Source organism: Allobosea sp. 05T439 (genome assembly GCF_056396005.1).
This window is the reverse complement of sequence record NZ_JBFTKP010000020.1, coordinates 52,005-69,294: the sequence shown is the minus strand read 5'-3', so window position 1 is coordinate 69,294 and position 17,290 is coordinate 52,005. Positions and strand designations below refer to the sequence as shown.

General features: G+C 66.0%; 16 protein-coding genes. 11 read left to right on the top strand and 5 right to left on the bottom strand.

Features of this window, described 5'->3' with window-relative positions; all coding sequences use genetic code 11:
• Positions 1-11: 11 nt before the first annotated feature.
• Both AC1DIO_RS21885 and AC1DIO_RS21880 read left to right on the top strand, forming a co-directional pair.
• Positions 12-1,166 carry an acyl-CoA dehydrogenase family protein gene (locus tag AC1DIO_RS21885; RefSeq protein WP_476854067.1) on the top strand — a complete coding sequence of 385 codons (1,155 nt, stop codon included), beginning with the start codon at positions 12-14 and terminating at the stop codon, positions 1,164-1,166.
• Between the two features lies 1 nt (position 1,167).
• The gene (locus AC1DIO_RS21880) at positions 1,168-2,016 is read left to right on the top strand and encodes an HTD2 family dehydratase (RefSeq protein ID WP_476854066.1); all 849 of its coding nucleotides are present in this window, start codon (positions 1,168-1,170) and stop codon (positions 2,014-2,016) included.
• Between the two features lie 3 nt (positions 2,017-2,019).
• Here the strand turns inward: AC1DIO_RS21880 and AC1DIO_RS21875 are convergent, their stop codons facing one another.
• Entirely contained in the window at positions 2,020-2,646 is a 627-nt protein-coding gene (locus AC1DIO_RS21875) for a glutathione S-transferase family protein (protein ID WP_476854065.1), read from the bottom strand.
• 267 nt (positions 2,647-2,913) lie between these two features.
• Between AC1DIO_RS21875 and AC1DIO_RS21870 the strand changes: the two genes are divergently transcribed.
• The 4 genes from AC1DIO_RS21870 to AC1DIO_RS21855 all read left to right on the top strand — a co-directional run bounded on the left by AC1DIO_RS21870 (position 2,914) and on the right by AC1DIO_RS21855 (position 8,826).
• Positions 2,914-4,866 (top strand): bifunctional 2',3'-cyclic-nucleotide 2'-phosphodiesterase/3'-nucleotidase, encoded by a 1,953-nt coding sequence (locus AC1DIO_RS21870; RefSeq protein ID WP_476854064.1) that lies wholly within the window; start codon positions 2,914-2,916, stop codon positions 4,864-4,866.
• A 236-nt stretch (positions 4,867-5,102) separates the two neighbouring features.
• On the top strand, positions 5,103-6,098 hold the full coding sequence (locus AC1DIO_RS21865) for an iron ABC transporter substrate-binding protein (RefSeq protein ID WP_476854079.1): 996 nt from the start codon (positions 5,103-5,105) through the stop codon (positions 6,096-6,098).
• Positions 6,099-6,154: 56 nt separating this feature from the next.
• Positions 6,155-7,744, top strand: coding sequence for an ABC transporter permease (locus AC1DIO_RS21860; RefSeq protein WP_476854063.1), 1,590 nt, complete (start codon positions 6,155-6,157; stop codon positions 7,742-7,744).
• Entirely contained in the window at positions 7,741-8,826 is a 1,086-nt protein-coding gene (locus tag AC1DIO_RS21855; protein WP_476854062.1) for an ABC transporter ATP-binding protein, read from the top strand. The genes AC1DIO_RS21860 and AC1DIO_RS21855 overlap by 4 nt, the downstream gene beginning before the upstream one ends.
• Positions 8,827-8,909: 83 nt before the next feature.
• Here AC1DIO_RS21855 and AC1DIO_RS21850 read toward each other — a convergent pair whose 3' ends face one another.
• Together AC1DIO_RS21850 and AC1DIO_RS21845 are read right to left on the bottom strand one after the other, a co-directional pair.
• Positions 8,910-10,586, bottom strand: coding sequence for an acyl-CoA dehydrogenase family protein (locus AC1DIO_RS21850; RefSeq protein WP_441504811.1), 1,677 nt, complete (start codon positions 10,584-10,586; stop codon positions 8,910-8,912).
• A 79-nt stretch (positions 10,587-10,665) separates the two neighbouring features.
• Positions 10,666-11,550 (bottom strand): DMT family transporter, encoded by an 885-nt coding sequence (locus AC1DIO_RS21845; protein WP_441478411.1) that lies wholly within the window; start codon positions 11,548-11,550, stop codon positions 10,666-10,668.
• Between the two features lie 204 nt (positions 11,551-11,754).
• Between AC1DIO_RS21845 and AC1DIO_RS21840 the strand changes: the two genes are divergently transcribed.
• The 3 genes from AC1DIO_RS21840 (at position 11,755) to aac(6') (ending at position 13,684) form a co-directional block, all read left to right on the top strand.
• Positions 11,755-12,612, top strand: a complete 858-nt coding sequence (locus tag AC1DIO_RS21840) for a YihY/virulence factor BrkB family protein (protein WP_476854061.1) — start codon at positions 11,755-11,757, stop codon at positions 12,610-12,612.
• 50 nt (positions 12,613-12,662) lie between these two features.
• Positions 12,663-13,175 carry a GNAT family N-acetyltransferase gene (locus AC1DIO_RS21835; protein WP_441504812.1) on the top strand — a complete coding sequence of 171 codons (513 nt, stop codon included), beginning with the start codon at positions 12,663-12,665 and terminating at the stop codon, positions 13,173-13,175.
• 62 nt (positions 13,176-13,237) lie between these two features.
• Positions 13,238-13,684: an aminoglycoside 6'-N-acetyltransferase gene (gene aac(6') / locus AC1DIO_RS21830; protein ID WP_476776511.1), complete on the top strand. Its 447-nt coding sequence runs from the start codon at positions 13,238-13,240 to the stop codon at positions 13,682-13,684.
• A gap of 57 nt (positions 13,685-13,741) precedes the next feature.
• Here aac(6') and AC1DIO_RS21825 read toward each other — a convergent pair whose 3' ends face one another.
• Together AC1DIO_RS21825 and ccrA are read right to left on the bottom strand one after the other, a co-directional pair.
• Positions 13,742-14,671, bottom strand: coding sequence for an acetamidase/formamidase family protein (locus AC1DIO_RS21825; RefSeq protein ID WP_476854060.1), 930 nt, complete (start codon positions 14,669-14,671; stop codon positions 13,742-13,744).
• Between the two features lie 232 nt (positions 14,672-14,903).
• Entirely contained in the window at positions 14,904-16,178 is a 1,275-nt protein-coding gene (gene ccrA, locus AC1DIO_RS21820) for a crotonyl-CoA carboxylase/reductase (protein WP_441504814.1), read from the bottom strand.
• A 381-nt stretch (positions 16,179-16,559) separates the two neighbouring features.
• On the opposite strand from ccrA, the gene AC1DIO_RS21815 reads away from it, so the two are divergent.
• Both AC1DIO_RS21815 and AC1DIO_RS21810 read left to right on the top strand, forming a co-directional pair.
• Complete coding sequence (locus tag AC1DIO_RS21815; protein WP_441504815.1) at positions 16,560-16,868, top strand: hypothetical protein; 309 nt, start codon at positions 16,560-16,562, stop codon at positions 16,866-16,868.
• Between the two features lie 42 nt (positions 16,869-16,910).
• Positions 16,911-17,282: a DUF4180 domain-containing protein gene (locus AC1DIO_RS21810; RefSeq protein ID WP_441488782.1), complete on the top strand. Its 372-nt coding sequence runs from the start codon at positions 16,911-16,913 to the stop codon at positions 17,280-17,282.
• Positions 17,283-17,290: the final 8 nt, after the last annotated feature.

Sequence of the window (17,290 nt, the reverse complement as noted above, 5' to 3'; positions counted from 1 at the left end):
AGCAGCACGCCATGCAAGACCTCGATCACACCGAGATCCGCGACGCCGTCGCAAAACTCTGTGCCGGCTTTCCCGGCGAGTACTGGCGCAAACTCGACCGCGAGATGGCCTATCCCGCCGAGTTCGTCACCGCGCTGACCGAAAGCGGCTTCCTCTCGGCGCTGATCCCGGAGGAATATGGTGGGGCCGGCCTGCCGCTCTCGGCCGCGACCGTGATCATGGAGGAAATCCAGCGACAAGGCTGCAATGGCGGCGCCTGCCACGCCCAGATGTACATCATGGGCACGCTGCTCCGGCATGGTTCGGCCGAGCAGAAGCGCAACTATCTCCCCAGGATCGCGTCCGGCGCCCTGCGGCTGCAGGCCTTTGGCGTCACCGAGCCGACCAGCGGCACCGACACCACCTCGCTGCGCACCTTCGCCCGGCGTGAGGGCGACCATTATGTCGTCAACGGGCAGAAGATCTGGACGAGCCGCGCCGCGCAGTCCGACCTGATGCTGCTTCTGGCCCGCACGACGCCCCGCGAGCAGGTCGCCAAGCGCACCGAGGGGCTCTCGGTCTTCATCCTCGACATGCGCGAAGCGCTGAAAGCCGGCCTCACCATCCGGCCGATCCGGACGATGATGAACCATGCCACCACAGAGGTGTTCTTCGACAATGTCCGCGTGCCTGCCGAGAACCTGATCGGCGAGGAGGGCAAGGGCTTTCGCTACATCCTGTCCGGCATGAATGCCGAGCGTATCCTGATCGCCGCCGAATGCGTCGGCGATGCGAAATGGTTCATCGAGAAAGCCTCGAACTATGCCAGGGAACGGCAGGTCTTCGGCCGGCCGATCGGCCAGAACCAGGGTGTCCAGTTCCCGATCGCCAAGGCCTACGCCAACATGCGCGCCGCCGAGCTGATGGTGCGCGAGGCGGTGCGGCTCTACGAGCAGGGCAAGGATTGCGGGGCCGAAGCCAATATGGCGAAGATGCTGGCGGCCGACGCCTCGTTCGAGGCGGCCAATGCCTGCGTGCAGACGCATGGCGGGTTCGGCTTTGCCGAGGAATACGACATCGAGCGCAAATTCAGGGAGACACGGCTCTACCAGGTCGCGCCGATCTCGACGAACCTGATCCTGTCCTATCTCGCCGAACATGTGTTGGGCATGCCGAGGTCCTACTGAGATGAGCATCGATCTTGACGCCCTCAAGCGCTGGACCGGCAGGACCGAAGAAGCCGCCGACCTGGTCACGCCGCGCCTGGTGCGGAGCTTCGAAGCGACCTTCGCGCCGCATCTGGCGCCCTATGCCGAGGGCGAGGCGCCGCTTGCCCTGCACTGGTGTCTGGCGCCACCGATCGCCCCGATGGGCGCGATCGGCACTGATGGCCATGCCGCCAAGGGCGAATTCCTGCCGCCCGTGCCGCTCCCGCGCCGGATGTGGGCTGGCGGAACGATCGAGACCCTTGCGCCGCTGCGCACGGGCGACGAGGTCACGCGCCGCTCGGTGATCGGCGACATCTCCTACAAGCAGGGTCGCACGGGGCCGCTCTGCTTCGTCGCCGTCGACCACGAACTCGTCACCCCGCGCGGCGTCGCGCTTCGCGAGCGCCACAACATCGTCTACCGCGAAGCCGCAAAGCCGGGCACGCCGGCCTCCCCCGCGGCACCAGAGCAGCCGCGGCCAGCCGATCTGGTCTGGCAGGTCGCGAGTTCACCGGTCTTCCTGTTCCGCTACTCCGCGATCACCTTCAACAGCCATCGCATCCATTTCGACTATCCCTATGTGACTGGTGAGGAAGGCTATGACGGCCTCGTCGTACATGGGCCGATCCAGGCGACGCTGCTGCTCAACATCATCGCGACGCTATCGGGCGGCGAACCGATCAGGCTGGATTACCGCGGCGTCGCGCCACTGATCGCAGGCGACGACTTCCTGGTCAAGGCCAAGCGCCTGCCCGATGGCGGCATCGCAGCCTGGACCGAAGGCTCCGATGGCCGGGTACGCATGGAAGGCGTCAGCCGCGCTGCGTAGCGGTCAGGCCGGAGGAATGAAGGGCTGCGCGATCGCCTGAAAGACCGGCAGCGCTTCCAGCCTTGCGGCCTCATCGGCAAGTGTCGGGTAGTCGCTGGGCGAGGCCATACCGGGATGGGCCTCCATCAGGAAGCGCCAGGCCACCGCAAGCGCGATATCGGCGTGCCCGACACGCCCGGCGAACGCACCGCTTGCACTGTGCTGGCTGCGCTCTGTCTCCAGGACGGTCAGCGACGCGAGGATCTGGGCGCGGCAGCGCTCGGCCCAGACCTGGGACACCTCCCGATGCAGCTTCAACTCGTAGAACAGGCTGACGGCCTTCTCGGCGAAGCCCATCGCCAGCCCGGCCGTGCGCACCGCCCGGTGCCGGGCCGGTTCCGTGACCGGGAACAGACGGCGTTCGGCGGCGACGAGACCGTCGAGATAGTCGAGCATCCCGTGGCTTTCGACCAGCACGAGACCGTCATCCAGCACGAGCGTCGGCACGCGCGTCAGCGGGTTGTAGGGCCGGATCTTCTCGGCATCGCCGAAGACCGACCATGGCCGATGCTCGAAGGGCAGTTCGTACAGCCTCAATGCGATGCCGACGCGCCGCACGAAGGGGGAATCATACTGGCCGATCAGGATCATGCGGGGCGCCTCCTGTCGAAGCCTGCCATCGGCCGACGCGTCCAGGCAAGCAAGGCGGGAGAGCTGCAAGCAGCCACTCATCTTTGGCGTGCCATACGACCGGCACGATGCTCGCCCAAGCTGCGTTTGGACGAAATCATCCAAACGCAGGAAACGCGGTCGACTCTAATAGTTTAGAGCATGCTTTATGCGAATAACCGTTGCCAGTTTTTCGCAGCATGCTCTAGCCTCGCGACATTCAGAACAGATATCCAGAGGCTGGGTCCGATGTTACGCGCAACCGAATTCAGCCGCCGTGAAACCCTCAAGGCCGGAGCAGCCATGGCCGCCGCAGCGACGCTGCCTTCCGGCCTCGCTGCGCAGAGCCCCGTGAAGCTCAAGCTGCGCGTGCTGGAGACCACCGATCTCCATGTCAATGTCGTGCCCTACGACTATTTTCGTGACGCCGCCGACGACACGGTCGGCCTCGCCAAGACGGCGAGCCTGATCAAGCTGGCGCAGGCGGAAGCCAGGAACAGCATCCTGTTCGACAATGGCGACTTCCTGCAGGGCTCTTCGCTCGGGGACTTCATCGCCTACAAGAAGGGGCTGAAGCCCGGCGAGACGCACCCGATGCTCGCTGCCATGAACGCCCTGCCCTATGCCTGCGGTACGCTCGGCAATCACGAGTTCAATTATGGCCTCCCGTTCCTCGAGAACGGCCTCGCCAAGGCGGAATTCCCGCTGGTCTGCGCCAATGTCACGCGCCCCGAAGGCACACCGCTGATCGACCCCTGGATCATGCTCGACCAGAGCTTCGAGGACGAGGCCGGCCAGAGGCAGCTGCTCAAGATCGGCGTGATCGGCTTCGTGCCGCCGCAGATCATGCAATGGGACAAGGGCAATCTCGACGGCAAGCTGGTGGCAACCGACATCGTCGATGCCGCCCGCAAGCACCTGCCCGACCTGCTCAGGGCCGGACCCGACCTGGTCGTCGCGCTCTGTCATTCCGGCATCGCAGGCGGCGTTCGCAAGGGCATGGAGGAGAATGCGGCACTGCATCTCGCCAGGCTCGACGGCATCGACGTGATCCTGACCGGCCACCAGCATCTGGTTTTCCCGGGCGGCAAGGCCTTTGACGGCATCGAGGGCGTCGACAACAAGCTGGGCTCTCTGCACGGCAAGCCGGCCTGCCAGCCCGGCTTCTGGGGGTCGCATCTCGGACTGATCGATCTCGAACTGGAAAAGCGCGACGGGCGCTGGAAGGTTGCCGCCTTCAAGGTCGAACCGCGCCCGATCTTCGAGCGCACGCCGGACCGCAAGATCGTGTCGAAGGCCGCCACCGAACAATCGGTGCTCGCAACCGTGAAGGCCGATCACGAGGCGACGCTGATCTATATGCGCGAGCCGGTCGGCTCCACCGCGAGCCCGATCAACAGCTATTTCGCGCTGGTTGCCGACGATCCCTCGGTCCAGATCGTGGCCGAGGCGCAGACGGCCTATGTGGAAGGCCTGATGGCGCAGACGCAGTGGAAGGGGCTGCCCGTGCTCTCTGCGGCCGCGCCCTTCAAGTCCGGCGGCCGCGCGGGGCCGAGCTTCTACACCGATATCCCGGCCGGCCCGATCGCGATCAAGAACGTCGCCGATATCTACCTGTACCCGAACTCCGTGCAGGTGGTGAAGATCACCGGCGCCGAGGTGCGCGAGTGGCTGGAGCGCTCGGCCGGCATCTTCAACCGCATCGACCCGGCCAAGACCGAGGAGCAGCCGCTGATCGACCCCGGCTTCCCCCCCTTCAATTTCGATGTGATCGACGGCGTGACCTACCGGATCGATGTGACCCAGCCCTCGCGCTATGACGGCAATGGCGCGCTTGTCGCGCGCGACGCTCGCCGCATCGTTGACCTCGCCTATGCTGGCAAGCCGATCGACGACCAGGCCGAGTTCATCATCGCGACCAATAATTACCGTGCCTCGGGCGGCGGGAACTTTCCCGGCACCAGGACGACCGTGGTGCTGGAGGCGCCCGATCTCAACCGCGACGTGATCGTACGCTACATCATCGAGAAGAAAACGATCGAACCCAAGGCCGATGGCAACTGGTCGCTAGTAGCACTTCCGGCCGGCGTGAACGTCACCTTCCTGACTTCGCCAGCCGCAGCCGGAAAACTGCCAGCTGATTTGAAGGCGCAACCGGCTGGCGATGGTGGTGACGGATTCGTGAAGTACCGTCTTCTGTAAGACAACCTTACGACATCACGCACAGCAAACAGTCGTTAATACAGAGAGTAAGCTGTCGGCAAATCATCTTACCTTCCCAAACCTCAGTTTAGATGAATTCTAATAACTGTCATCTTCGTTGACAGCGATATTTTTGATGCCAATACGTATTCGCGCGACATCAACTGTCGCGCCGATAGATTTCAACCCAGAGACACGCCATGGCTTTCTCCTTCCGACATCTGGCGTCCGCCCTGATGCTGGGCATCCTCTCGTCCGGGGTTTCGAGCTTTGCGCTCGCCCAGGCGGCGCCGGCCCCCAGCCCCGAGGGAATCGTCGTCTATAACGCCCAGCATGAGAGCCTGACGCGAGCCTGGTCGGACGCCTTCACCAAGGAAACCGGGATCAAGGTGACGCACCGCAAGGGCAGCGATACCGAGCTCGGCAACCAGATCGTCCAGGAAGGCGCGGCCTCCCCGGCCGATGTCTTCATCACCGAGAACTCGCCCGCGATGGTGCTGGTCGACAATGCCGGCCTGTTCGCCCCGCTCTCGCCCGCCACGCTGGACCTCGTCCCCGACGCGCTGCGTCCGGCCAATGGAAAATGGCTCGGCGTTGCGGCTCGCTCGACCGTCTTCGCCTATGACAAGACGAAGCTGAGCGAGGACAAGCTGCCGAAGTCGATCATGGATCTGGCCTCACCGGCCTGGAAGGATCGCTGGGGCGCCTCGCCGTCCGGCGCCGATTTCCAGGCAATCGTGGGTGCGATGCTCGTCCTCAAGGGCGAGGCGGAGACCGCGACCTGGCTCAAGGCGATGAAGGCGGGCTCCAAGCCCTATCGCGGCAACAGCGTCGCGATGAAGGCGGTGAATACGGGCGAAGTCGAAGGCGCCGTGATCTACCACTATTACTTCTTCGGCGATCAGGCGAAGACCGCCGAGAACAGCGGCAATGTCGCGCTGCATTATTTCCGGCACCAGGATCCAGGCGCCTTCGTCAGCGTCTCCGGCGCCGGTGTGCTGGCCTCGAGCAAGCACAAGCCGGAGGCCGAGGCCTTCGTGAAATGGGTCGCCGGCAAGGGTGGCCAGGACATCCTGAGGATCGGGGATTCCTTCGAGTATGCCGTCGCCAAGGGCGCGGAATCCAACCCCAAGCTCGTGCCCCTGCCGCAACTCGAAGCGCCGAAGGTCGAACCGTCCAAGCTTGACAGCAAGGCGGTCACCGAACTCATGACCAAGGCCGGGCTGCTCTGACAGCCCCTCTGCCGGGCAGCGAGCCGCCATCGCTGCCCGTGCAAATCGAGAATCTTATGAGCACGGTATCCGAGCCCGCTGTCAGCACGTCGCTGCAGAGACACCCAGCCCTGCGGCCGCTGCACGGGCGCCTGAACGAGGCCGTGACGGTTGCAGCCGCGCTTGTCGCCCTGCTCTGCCTGGCACCGCTCGCGTTCCTGATCGCGATCACCATCCAGACCGGCGCGGACACGGTCATCGCGCTGGTTTTCCGCGCGCGCGTCGGCGAACTCCTGCTGAACACGCTGCTGCTCGAGCTCTGCGTCGTCCCGGCCGCGGCTGCGCTCGGCATCCTGCTCGCCTGGCTCACCGAGAGGACGACGATCCCCGGGGCACGCGCCTGGTCATGGCTTGCCGTCGCGCCCCTGGCGGTACCGGCCTTCGTCCAGGGCTATGCCTGGGCGAGCTTTGCCCCCCACCTCCATGGCCTGCCCGGCGCGACCCTGATCTCCGTACTGGCCTATACGCCCTTCATCTATTTGCCCGTGGTAGCGCAGCTCCGCCGGCTCGACCCGGCGCTGGAAGAGATTGCGACCTCCCTCGGACGCTCGCCCCGCCAGGTCTTCACCCAGGTCGTGCTGCCGCAGCTGCGCCTCCCGGTTTCCGGCGGAGCACTTCTGATCGGCCTGCACCTGCTGGCCGAATACGGGCTGTTCGCGATGATCCGCTTCGACACCTTCGCAACGGCGATCATCKACCAGTTCCAGTCGAGCTATAACGGTCCGGCAGCCAACATGCTGGCCGGCGTGCTGGTGCTGTGCTGTCTCGGCCTGCTGGTGCTCGACCGAGCATTGCGCGGCCGTGAACGTCAGGCCCGCGTCGGCAGTGGGGCGCCGCGTACGGCTCCCCGGCTGAAGCCCGGCCGAATCTGGACGCTGCCGTGCCTCGGCCTGCTTCTCACCTATGCACTGCTCTCGCTCGGCGTCCCCAGCCTGACGCTCGGACGCTGGCTCGTTCTCGGCGGAGCGGACGCCTGGCGGATCTCCGATCTCGTCGGCGCCTTCGGCACGACCGTCTTCTATGCCGTGGCCGGCGCCGCCCTCACGAGTGCTGCCGCTATCCCGATCGCCTGGCTGTGCGTGCGGCGGCCGGGGCTCTGGCAACGGCGGCTCGAAGCCTGCCATGTCTATGTCGGCTCGCTGCCGGGCATCGTCGTCGCGCTCGCGCTGGTCACGATCACCGTCCGCGTGGCGCTGCCCTTGTACCAGAACTGGTTCATGCTGCTCGTCGCCTATGCGCTGATCTTCCTGCCGCGCGCGCTGATCGGTCTGCGCGGCAGCCTCGCGCAGGTGCCGGTCGAGCTCGAATGGGCAGCCTCGGCGCTCGGGCGGCCGCCCTTGCTGGCGGTGCTGCAGGTCACGCTGCGCCTGGCCGCGCCCGGGCTTGGCGCGGCGATGGCGCTGGTCGGACTTGGCATCACCACGGAGTTGACCGCCACGCTCCTGCTCTCGCCCAATGGGACGCGGACGCTGGCGACGGAGTTCTGGTCGCTGACCGGCGAGATCGACTATGTCGCGGCGACGCCCTATGCGGTCCTGATGATCATCCTCTCCATCCCGATGGCCGTGATGCTGCACCGGCAGTCGCGAAAGGCGAACGGCCTGTGAGCGTCCTGACCGTTTCCGGCCTGAGCAAGCAGTACGGCGCGACGCTTGCCCTCGACGATATCAGCTTCTCGGTCGCGCCCGGCATACGGGCCGCGATCGTCGGCCCCTCGGGATCGGGCAAGACGACCCTGCTGCGCATCATCGCGGGCTTCGAGACGGCCGCTGCGGGCACCGTGACCATCGGCAACGAGATCATCGTCGATGGCGGGCTTGGCGTCCCCGCGCATCTGCGCGGGATCGGCGTCGTGACGCAGGACGGCTCCCTGTTCCCGCATCTCAGCATCGCCGAGAATATCGGCTTTGGGCTGACGCGGAACCAGACCGACCGGGATGCCCGGATTGCAGAGCTGATGGACATTGTCGAACTGCCGCGCAGCATGGCTGAGAGGCGCCCCCACCAGTTGTCCGGCGGCCAGCAGCAGCGCGTCGCCCTCGCCCGTGCGCTCGCCCGGCGGCCGCGGCTGATGCTTCTGGACGAGCCCTTCTCCGCCCTCGATACCGGGCTGCGCGAGACCATGCGCCGCAAGGTGGCCGACGTGCTGCGAGAATTCGCGGTGACCGCGATCCTCGTCACGCATGACCAGGGCGAAGCGCTCGGCTTCGCCGACCAGCTCGTCGTTCTGAAGGAGGGCCGGCTGGTCCAGGCCGGGCCGCCGCGGCTGCTCTACATGCAACCCCGCAACCCCGCGATCGCTCGTTTCCTCGGCGACGCGATCCTGCTGCAGGCGGAGCTGGCCGATGGCGCGGCGCGCTGCGCACTCGGGCAGATTGCGATCACCGACCGAACCCGGCGCGGCCCGGCAACGATCCTGCTGCGCCCCGAACAGCTTCGCCTGCGGCCATCGGCCGCCTCAGAGCTCGCTGGCGGCACCGGAGGGCGGATCGTCGAGGTCGAGTTCGGCGGCGCCAGCAGCCTCGTCACGATCGCGCTCGATGCGGATACGGACACCCTGCTGCAGTTGCGCTCATCCGACCTGTCCCCGCCGGAGCCGGGAACGCATGTGGCGATCGAGGTCTCCGGCGCGGCCTACCCGTTCGATGGCGCGACCGCCCTGGAGCCTGCCGGGAAGGCGAAGCGCTAACGCATCGACCCGAAAAGTGGATTGCGGTTTTCGGAAAAGCCGATGCAAACACAGCCGGCTTCCTCCGGCGGGTCCGGGGGCTGTCAGCCCTCGACCAGCCGCCGTGCGATCACCTGCGCCTGAATCTCCGCCGCACCCTCAAAAATGTTCAGGATGCGGGCGTCGCAGAGGACGCGGCTGATCGGGTATTCCAGCGCAAAACCATTGCCGCCATGGATCTGCAGCGCGTTATCGGCGGCGGCCCAGGCAACCCGGGCGCCGAGCAGCTTGGCCATGCCGGCCTCGAGGTCGCAGCGGCGCTCGGCATCCTTCTCGCGAGCGGCGAAATAGGTGAGCTGGCGGGCGATCAGGATTTCAGCCGCCATCATCGCGAGCTTGTCGGCGACGCGCGGGAAGGCGATCAGCGGCTTGCCGAACTGGATGCGCTCCTGCGCATAGCGCAGCCCCAGATCGAAAGCCGATTGCGCCACGCCGATGGCGCGCGCCGCCGTCTGGATTCGGGCCGCCTCGAAGGTCTGCATGAGCTGCTTGAAGCCCTGGCCTTCGACGCCACCGAGCAGGTTCCCGGCCTTGACCTCGAAACCGTCGAAGGCGAGCTCGTATTCCTTCATCCCGCGATAGCCGAGCACCTCGATCTCGCCGCCGGTCAGTCCGGCAACCGGGAACGGATCTTCGTCCGTGCCGCGCGGCTTTTCGGCAATCAGCATGGAGAGGCCGCGATAACCCGGTGCGTCCGGATCGGTGCGGACAAGCAGCGTCATGATATCGGCGCGAACGGGATGGGTGATCCAGGTCTTGTTGCCATGGACCTTGAAGACATCGCCATCCCGCACCGCCTTGGTGCGCAGCGAAGCGAGGTCCGAGCCGGTATTGGGCTCGGTGAAGACGGCCGTCGGCAAGGTCTCGCCCGCGGCGATCTTCGGCAGCCAATGCGCCTTCTGCTCCGGCGTGCCGCCACAGAGGATGAGCTCGGCCGCGATTTCGGAGCGGGTGCCGAGCGAGCCGACGCCGATATAGCCGCGCGAAAGCTCCTCCGAGACGACGCACATCGAGACCTTGCTGAGGCCCATGCCGCCGAATTCCTCGGGAATGGTCAGGCCGAAGACGCCGAGCTCGGCCATTTTCTCGACGACCGGCATCGGGATGTAGTGGTTCTCCAGATGCCATTCGTGCGCATGCGGCGTCACCTCCGCCTCGCAGAAGCGGCGCATCTCGGAGCGGATCGCTTCCAGGGTCTCGTCGAGGCCGGGATCGCCGACACTGGCGAGCCCCTGCGACTGGCTGAACAAGGCGACGAGGCGCGCGCGGTTTTCCGGCGTGTTGCCCTCGGAGATCAGGGTTTCCGCCGCTTCGCCACGCGCGGCGGCGATCGACTTCTGGCCAAGGCCGAGCGCCGGGAGCCTGACGATCTCGCCCTGGCTCATCGGGATGCCGCCAAAGATCTGGGCTGCATATTCACCGGCGCCGACGCGCAGCGCGTAATCCTCGGTGGCGCCGTAGCGGTCCTCCACCTGCAGGCGCTCGCCATAGGCCTTCAGCTCTCGCAACGCCATGACATAGGTCGCGAGCCAGGACAGGCCATGCGCCGCGTGCTGCTCGGCTTCGAGCCTCGAAGACGAGATCTTGCCGTCGACCAGCACCTTCTGGCGTACCGCAGCGATCGCCTGGTCGAGCAGCGTCTCGAAGCCTGGCAGCGCGGCACCGATCAGCTCGACGGCGGAGCCAGGGGCCTCGGAGTGGCGGGCGACGTTGGCGCTCATGATCTCTCTCCCTTTGTTGCGACGCAGCATAGGAGAGAACCTGGCGAATCCGAAATCCACCTTTCGGCTGGGGGCCAGACTATTTTCGACTGGCCAGCACGACGCCGAGCACCGCCACAGCCATGCCGACGAGCTGGAGCGGCGTCAGCGTCTCCCCGAAGAGCAACCAGGCCTCGACCGCGACGGCCGGCGGCACGAGATAGAGGAAGGTCGCGGTGCGCGAGACTTCGCCACGCCGGATCAGCCAGAGATAGAGCCCGATTCCACCGAGCGAGAGCGCCAGGACCGACCAGGCCAGCACCAGGGCCATGGTCAGGTTCCACTCGATCCGCATCGGTTCGAGCGCATAGGCGACGGGCAGCGTGACGAGGAAGGCCGCGGTGTACTGCCAGGCGGTCACGGTCCGCAGATCGCCGGTGACGATGCGCTTCTTCTGATAGAAGGAGCCGAAGGTCACGGCGAACATCGCGACGATATTGACGCCGACCGGCAGCAGGATGCCGGCGAGCGCCTGCGGATCGACGCCGACCAGCTTCGGCTCGAGCACCAGGGCGATGCCGAGGAAACCGCAGAGAATCCCGGCCCAGCGCACCGGCGAGATGCGTTCGCCGACCAGAAGGGGGGAAAACAGCGCAGTCAGCACGGGCTGAAGGCCGGCAATCAGGCCGGAAACTCCGGCCGGCAGGCCATGGCGCACCGCCCACCAGACGCCGCCGAGATAAACGGCATGCAGCAGGATACCGGTGACGATGCAGTCGATGATCGCGCGGCGGCCCTTCGGCCAGGGGGCACCGACGGCGAGCGCCAGGCCGATGAGCAGCAGGCCGGCACAGGCATAGCGGACGGCCAGGAAGGTCAGCGGGTCGGCATAGCGCGCGGAATAGCCGGCAACGATCCAGCCGCTCGACCAGAGAAGCGTGAAGACGAGCGGGATGACGCGCAGGAACAGGGGCGATTCGAGCATGGGCACCGGCTTTCGCTGATCGCCCTGATAATCCCGGAGCAAGCGCTTGTCKCCGTCCGACGACGCCGGGACGGCATGTCCGGGGGAGGGAACGAATGCGTCATGCCGGGCCAGCGAGGGGCCGCGGGTGGATCGGGCACAGAGCCTGGATGACGGCGGGGCGGGTTGAGGTCACAATCAGCGCCCGCTCGCCCGAGTCTCCGCATGTCGCTGCTGTCCGTCCCCTCCCTCGCGTTCGAGCGTTTCCTCGCCCATGATTCCTGGGCGATCGMGAGCCATATCGCGCTCTCCGTGCTGATGTCGCTCTTCCCCTTCCTGATCCTGGTGACCGCGCTCGGCGGCGTCTTCGGCACGCAGAATGCGGCCGATGAGGCAACCGCGCTGCTGCTCGAGGCCTGGCCCAAGGAGATCGCCATCCCGATCGCACGCGAGGTGCGCTCGGTGCTGACGGCGGTCCGCAGCGACGCGCTGACCTTTGGCGCGCTGCTGGCGCTGTATTTCTCGTCGTCCGGCGTCGAGGCGCTGCGCATCGGCCTCAACCGTGCCTACGAGGCCTATGAATGGCGGGCCTGGTGGCACACACGGCTGGAATCGATCCTCTACGTGATCGGCGGCGCCGTGTTCATGCTCTCCTTCGCGTTTCTCGTGGTGCTCGGGCCGCTGGTCCTGCGCTGGCTGATCGGCTTCGCGCCCTGGCTGGCGCCACTCTCCATCCTGCTCAGCTTCCTGCGCGTCGCTGGCGCGACCATGCTGATCGTGCTGGCGCTGATCGTCGCACACAGCACGCTGCCGGCCCGCGCCCCGCATATCCGGACGCTCTGGCCCGGCATTCTCGTCACCCTCGCCTTCTGGCTCGTCGGCGGCCTCGGCTTCGGCTGGTATCTCGACGGCTTTGCAGGTGCCTATGTCACGACCTATGCCGGCCTTGCGACGGCGATGATCGCGCTCGTCTTCCTGTACTGGCTCGCCGCGATCTTCCTCTATGGCGCGGAGTTGAACGCTGCCTTCGCGATCGCGCGGGCGCCAAGGGCCGACCCCGGCGAAGCGATCGCGGGGCTCTAGGGCGTTCTCCTGCGTTGACGCCGAGTCGTGCTGCTGCTTTCTGACCCGCCATGATCGAGACACCACGCCTGCTCCTGCGCCCTCACGCGCTGGAGGATTTCGAACCCTGGTACGCGATGTTTTCGGACCGGGACCTGTTCCGGTTCATTGCCGTGCCGCAATTGTCGCGGGAGGATGGCTGGAACCGGCTGCTGCGCTATGCCGGCCATTGGTCGCTGCTCGGCTACGGCATGTTCGCCGTCTTCGACAAGGCAAGCGGCGAACTGGTCGGCGATGTCGGCCTCGCCGATTTCCACCGCGGCCTGGGCGAGCGCTTCGACGGATTCCCGGAAGCCTCCTGGATCATGGCGCGCTCGACGCATGGACGGGGCCTGGCTGCGGAGGCGGTCGCCGCGAGCCATGACTGGCTTGCCCGCACGCACGCCCCTGCCCGCACCGTCTGCATCATCACCCCCGAAAACGTCGCCTCGCTGCGCCTGGCGGACAAGTTCGGATACCGGCCCTTCGGAAGCACCACCTACAAGGGCGGTCCCTACACCATGCTGGAACGCCTGGCGTCGTGACCGGCGGGCGCGACCGCATTGTTGCCGATCCAACTGGCAAGAGGGACGCGGCTGGTCCGATGCTGATCGAAACCTGCACGGATGAGATGCTGGAGGACTGGGTCAGGCTGCGCCTGGCGCTGTGGCCGGATTCGACAGCGCAGGAGCATCGCGACGAAGCCGCAGGCATTCTCGCAAGCCCGAACGATACGGCGTTCATCGCGCGGGACGATGCTGGCCTGGCCATCGGCCTTGCCGAGGCCGCCCTGCGGCACGACTACGTCAATGGCTGCGAAACCTCGCCCGTCGGCTTCCTCGAAGGAATCTATGTCGCGCCCGGCCGGCGGCTCCACGGCGTCGCCCGGACACTTTGCGCAGCCGTCGAGACCTGGGCAAAGGGCCATGGCTGCGTCGAACTCGCCTCGGACACCGATCTGTCCAATGCCGTCTCGCAGCAGACGCATGAGGCGCTCGGTTTCGAGGAAACCGAGCGGGTGGTGTTCTATCGCAAGCCGCTACAGGCCGGCTGAGCTCTTGCCCGACCGTTATTGCCCTGGACTGCCAGCCGGGCGACGCCTCGCCAGGGATTACTTGCCGAGCAGCGACATCGCTCTGGTGATGTCGTTCTTCTCCAGCCGGCAGGCCACGCAATAAGCGGGGTTGAAGATGTTGGCGACGTCGTAACGGACCAACTGGCCGAGCAGATGACTCGCCTCGACGGTATCGACACCGAGGTCGTCGACGATCCAGCGGAGCATCTCGGTCGTCGCGAACTGGAGCGGCTGGTCGAGCGGGCGGCCGCTGGCCAGGGTCATGATCTCGGTCGCGGTCTCGCAACGCGGCCACCGGCCCGGCGCATTCTTGCGCAGATGCAGGGTGAACGCGATCTCGAAACTGGTCTCGATGCCGGTGCCGACGATCTCGCCATCACCCTGGCAGGCATGGCCATCCCCCAGGAAGAACAGCCCGCCCGCCTCGGAAACCGGGAAAGCGATGCTCGCGCCCGGCCCGAAGCGGCGATAGTCCATATTGCCGCCATAGGAGCCGCTGGTCGCAGTCGAGATCGCCTGGCCGCCGGCCGGAGCCACGCCGAAACAACCGATCATCGGTGCCAGCGGAAAGCTCCAGCCCGAGATGCGCTCCGAGGCGCCGATCAGCCTGACTGTGCCCTTCTCGGCGTCGATGGCCCATTCGAAGCGCTCGCTMTTCGGCAGCTCGGCCACCGTGCGCGGATCGACCACCTGTTGCGAGAGTGGCGAATAGGTCCAGCCGGTCTTGCGGTTCGGCGTCATCCTGTCGATCGTCACGATCAGCGCATCGCCCGGCTCTGCTCCCGCAACGGCGAACGGACCGGTCATCGGGTTGCCGCGCGGGGCCCGCTGCACGCCCTCATGGTCGATGCCGGCGGCATCGAGTGTCGTCGTCACGATCGTGTCGCCGCTGGCGACCGTGAGGACCGGGGGCAGCGTGGCCATGACATTGGAATAGGAATGCGGGACGAAACGATGAAGCGCCATAAATCTCACCTGCCAGTCTTGCGGGCGCTTCAGGGAGCAAGGGTCAGCCGTCGCGAAGCGTCCCGGCCGAATCCGTTGTGGATCTGGCCTTGCGTCACCGTAGTCGAAACATTTGTTGGCGCGCTAGCCGGCCGGGGACATGCGCGCGACGCATCCCGGCCTGGACGGGGCGCTTCCCGCGGATCAGGCTGGTGAGGCGGTCCTGACAGAGCCTTCGCCGGCCGCGCGCGGCTCAGCCGCCAAGCGCCTCCGCGACATCGTCAAAATTCCGCAGGCCGGTGCGCGGGGCATAGACCAGCACGGCCATGTTGCCGGGAGCATGCTCGTTCTTCCACATCTTGTGGTGGGCGAGCGGGATCTTCTCCCAGGGAAAGACCTCGGACATGCAGGGGTCGACGCGCCGGTCGAGCACGAACTGGTTGGCGGCGCTCGCCTGCTTGAGATGGGCGAAATGCGAGCCCTGCACGCGCTTCTGCCGCATCCAGACATAACGGGCGTCGAAGGTGATGTTGAAGCCCGAGGTGCCGGCGCAGAAGACGACCATCCCGCCGCGCTTGGCGACGAGGCAGGAGACCGGGAAGGTCGCCTCGCCGGGATGTTCGAAGACGATATCGACATCCTTCTTGCCGGTGATGTCCCAGATCGCCTTGCCGAACTTGCGAGCCTCCTTGGTCCATTCGGTATATTCGGGCGAATTGACCTTGGGCATCTGGCCCCAGCAATTGAACTCCTTGCGATTGATCACGCCTTTGGCGCCGAGGCCGAGCACGTAGTCGCGCTTGCTCTCGTCCGAAATCACGCCGATCGCGTTGGCGCCCGAAGCCGCGCACAGCTGCACACCGAAGACGCCGAGCCCGCCCGACGCCCCCCAGATGAGCACGTTGTCGCCCGGCTTGATCGTATGCGGGGCGTGCCCGAAGAGCATGCGGTAGGCGGTCGCCAGGGTCAGCGTGTAGCAAGCCGACTCTTCCCAGGAGAGGTGCTTCGGCTTCTGCATCAGCTGGCGTGACTGCACCCGGCAGAACTGGGCGAAGGAGCCGTCCGGCGTCTCGTAGCCCCAGATGCGCTGGGAGGACGAGAACATCGGGTCGCCGCCATTGCACTCCTCGTCGTCGCCATCGTCCTGGTTGCAATGGACGATGACTTCGTCGCCGACCTTCCAGCGCTTCACCTTGGAACCAACGGCCCAGACGATGCCGGACGCATCGGAGCCGGCGATATGAAGCGATCCCTTGTGGACGTCGAAGGGCGAAATCGGCTGGCCGAGCCCGGCCCAGATGCCGTTATAGTTGACGCCGCCAGCCATCACGAGCAGCAGCACCTCCTCCTCGCCGATCGCCCAGGTCGGCACGACCTCGACCTGGAAGCTCTCCTGCGGCGGGCCATGGCGCTCGCGCCGGATGGTCCAGGCATACATGGTGGCGGGGACATGCCCGAGCGGCGGCAGCTCGTTCAGTTCGTAGAGATCCTTCAGCGGGCGGTGCGGAACAGGCTGCGGCTTGGACATGGCTCTCTCCCCTTGGTCTTCCTCGCCGCCTTGCGCCGCGAAAGGGCGGCCGACGGAGTTGAGGTGATCATGCGGCTCGATGCTGCGCTGCGCTATCCTCCTAAGGAATTATGTCGCACTGCAAAAAACAAGTCCGAATCCCGGCTTATGTTCCGATGGAACGCGAAGATCGTGCCTGAGAAGATTGCGCATCTCCGCCCAGGGCTCGTCGGGCGGCGGCCGATACGCTGCAGCCGAAGATCAGCTCCCCTTGCCTCATGTCCTTCGCTGTGAATTTTGAAACGATCTGCAGACGTTTTTTAACCTCACCAGCACGAGCCTGCATGACCAGCGGCCCAGCCGTGCTAATTTCAGCCCGCAAATACTTTGGAGCGATCGACCATGCGTCTATTGCTGCTACTGCTCGGCCTTCCTGACCTTCCACTGCCGGAATTCCTGGTCTTCCTTGGCTTCGCTGCCGGCTGCGCGCTGCTGCTGGGCTGGATTGCCGACGGCATCCTTGGGGAGCACGGCTTCGGCATCATTCCCAATGCCATCGTCCTCGTCGGCGGCGCCATTGTCGGCGCGATCCTGTGGCGAAGGCTCGGCTATGTGATCATTGCGAACCGGCAAATGGCCACCGCCATTGCCGCCACCACAGCCGGGATTCTGGCGCTCGTGGCGGGCGGGGTCGCCAAGCGGGTGATCTGAGGTCGCTTGCTTTCCTGCCGCTTGGTCAAGACAATCGCCGGCATGGACAGTTCCCTCGAGATTCGCGGCAGGCGCGTGCTGCTATGCGCCGAAGACGGCCCGTTGCTCGCCAGCGAGCGCGACATCGGCGATTTCCTGGGTTCGGCCTGGGCCGAAGATGCAGATTTGGTCGTGATCCCGGTCGCGCGCCTGAGCGACGATTTCTTCAAGCTCAGCACGCGTCTCGCCGGCGAAGTCGCCCAGAAATTCGTCAATTACCGGATGCAGCTCGCGATCATCGGCGACCTCTCGCGCTGGAGCGCCGAGAGCAAGGCGCTACGCGATTTCGTTCGCGAGGCAAACCAGGGCCAGGCCCTGTGGTTCCTGGACGACCTGAACGCCCTGGAAGAGCGACTGGCCCCAGCCGAGCGCTGACGGGACCG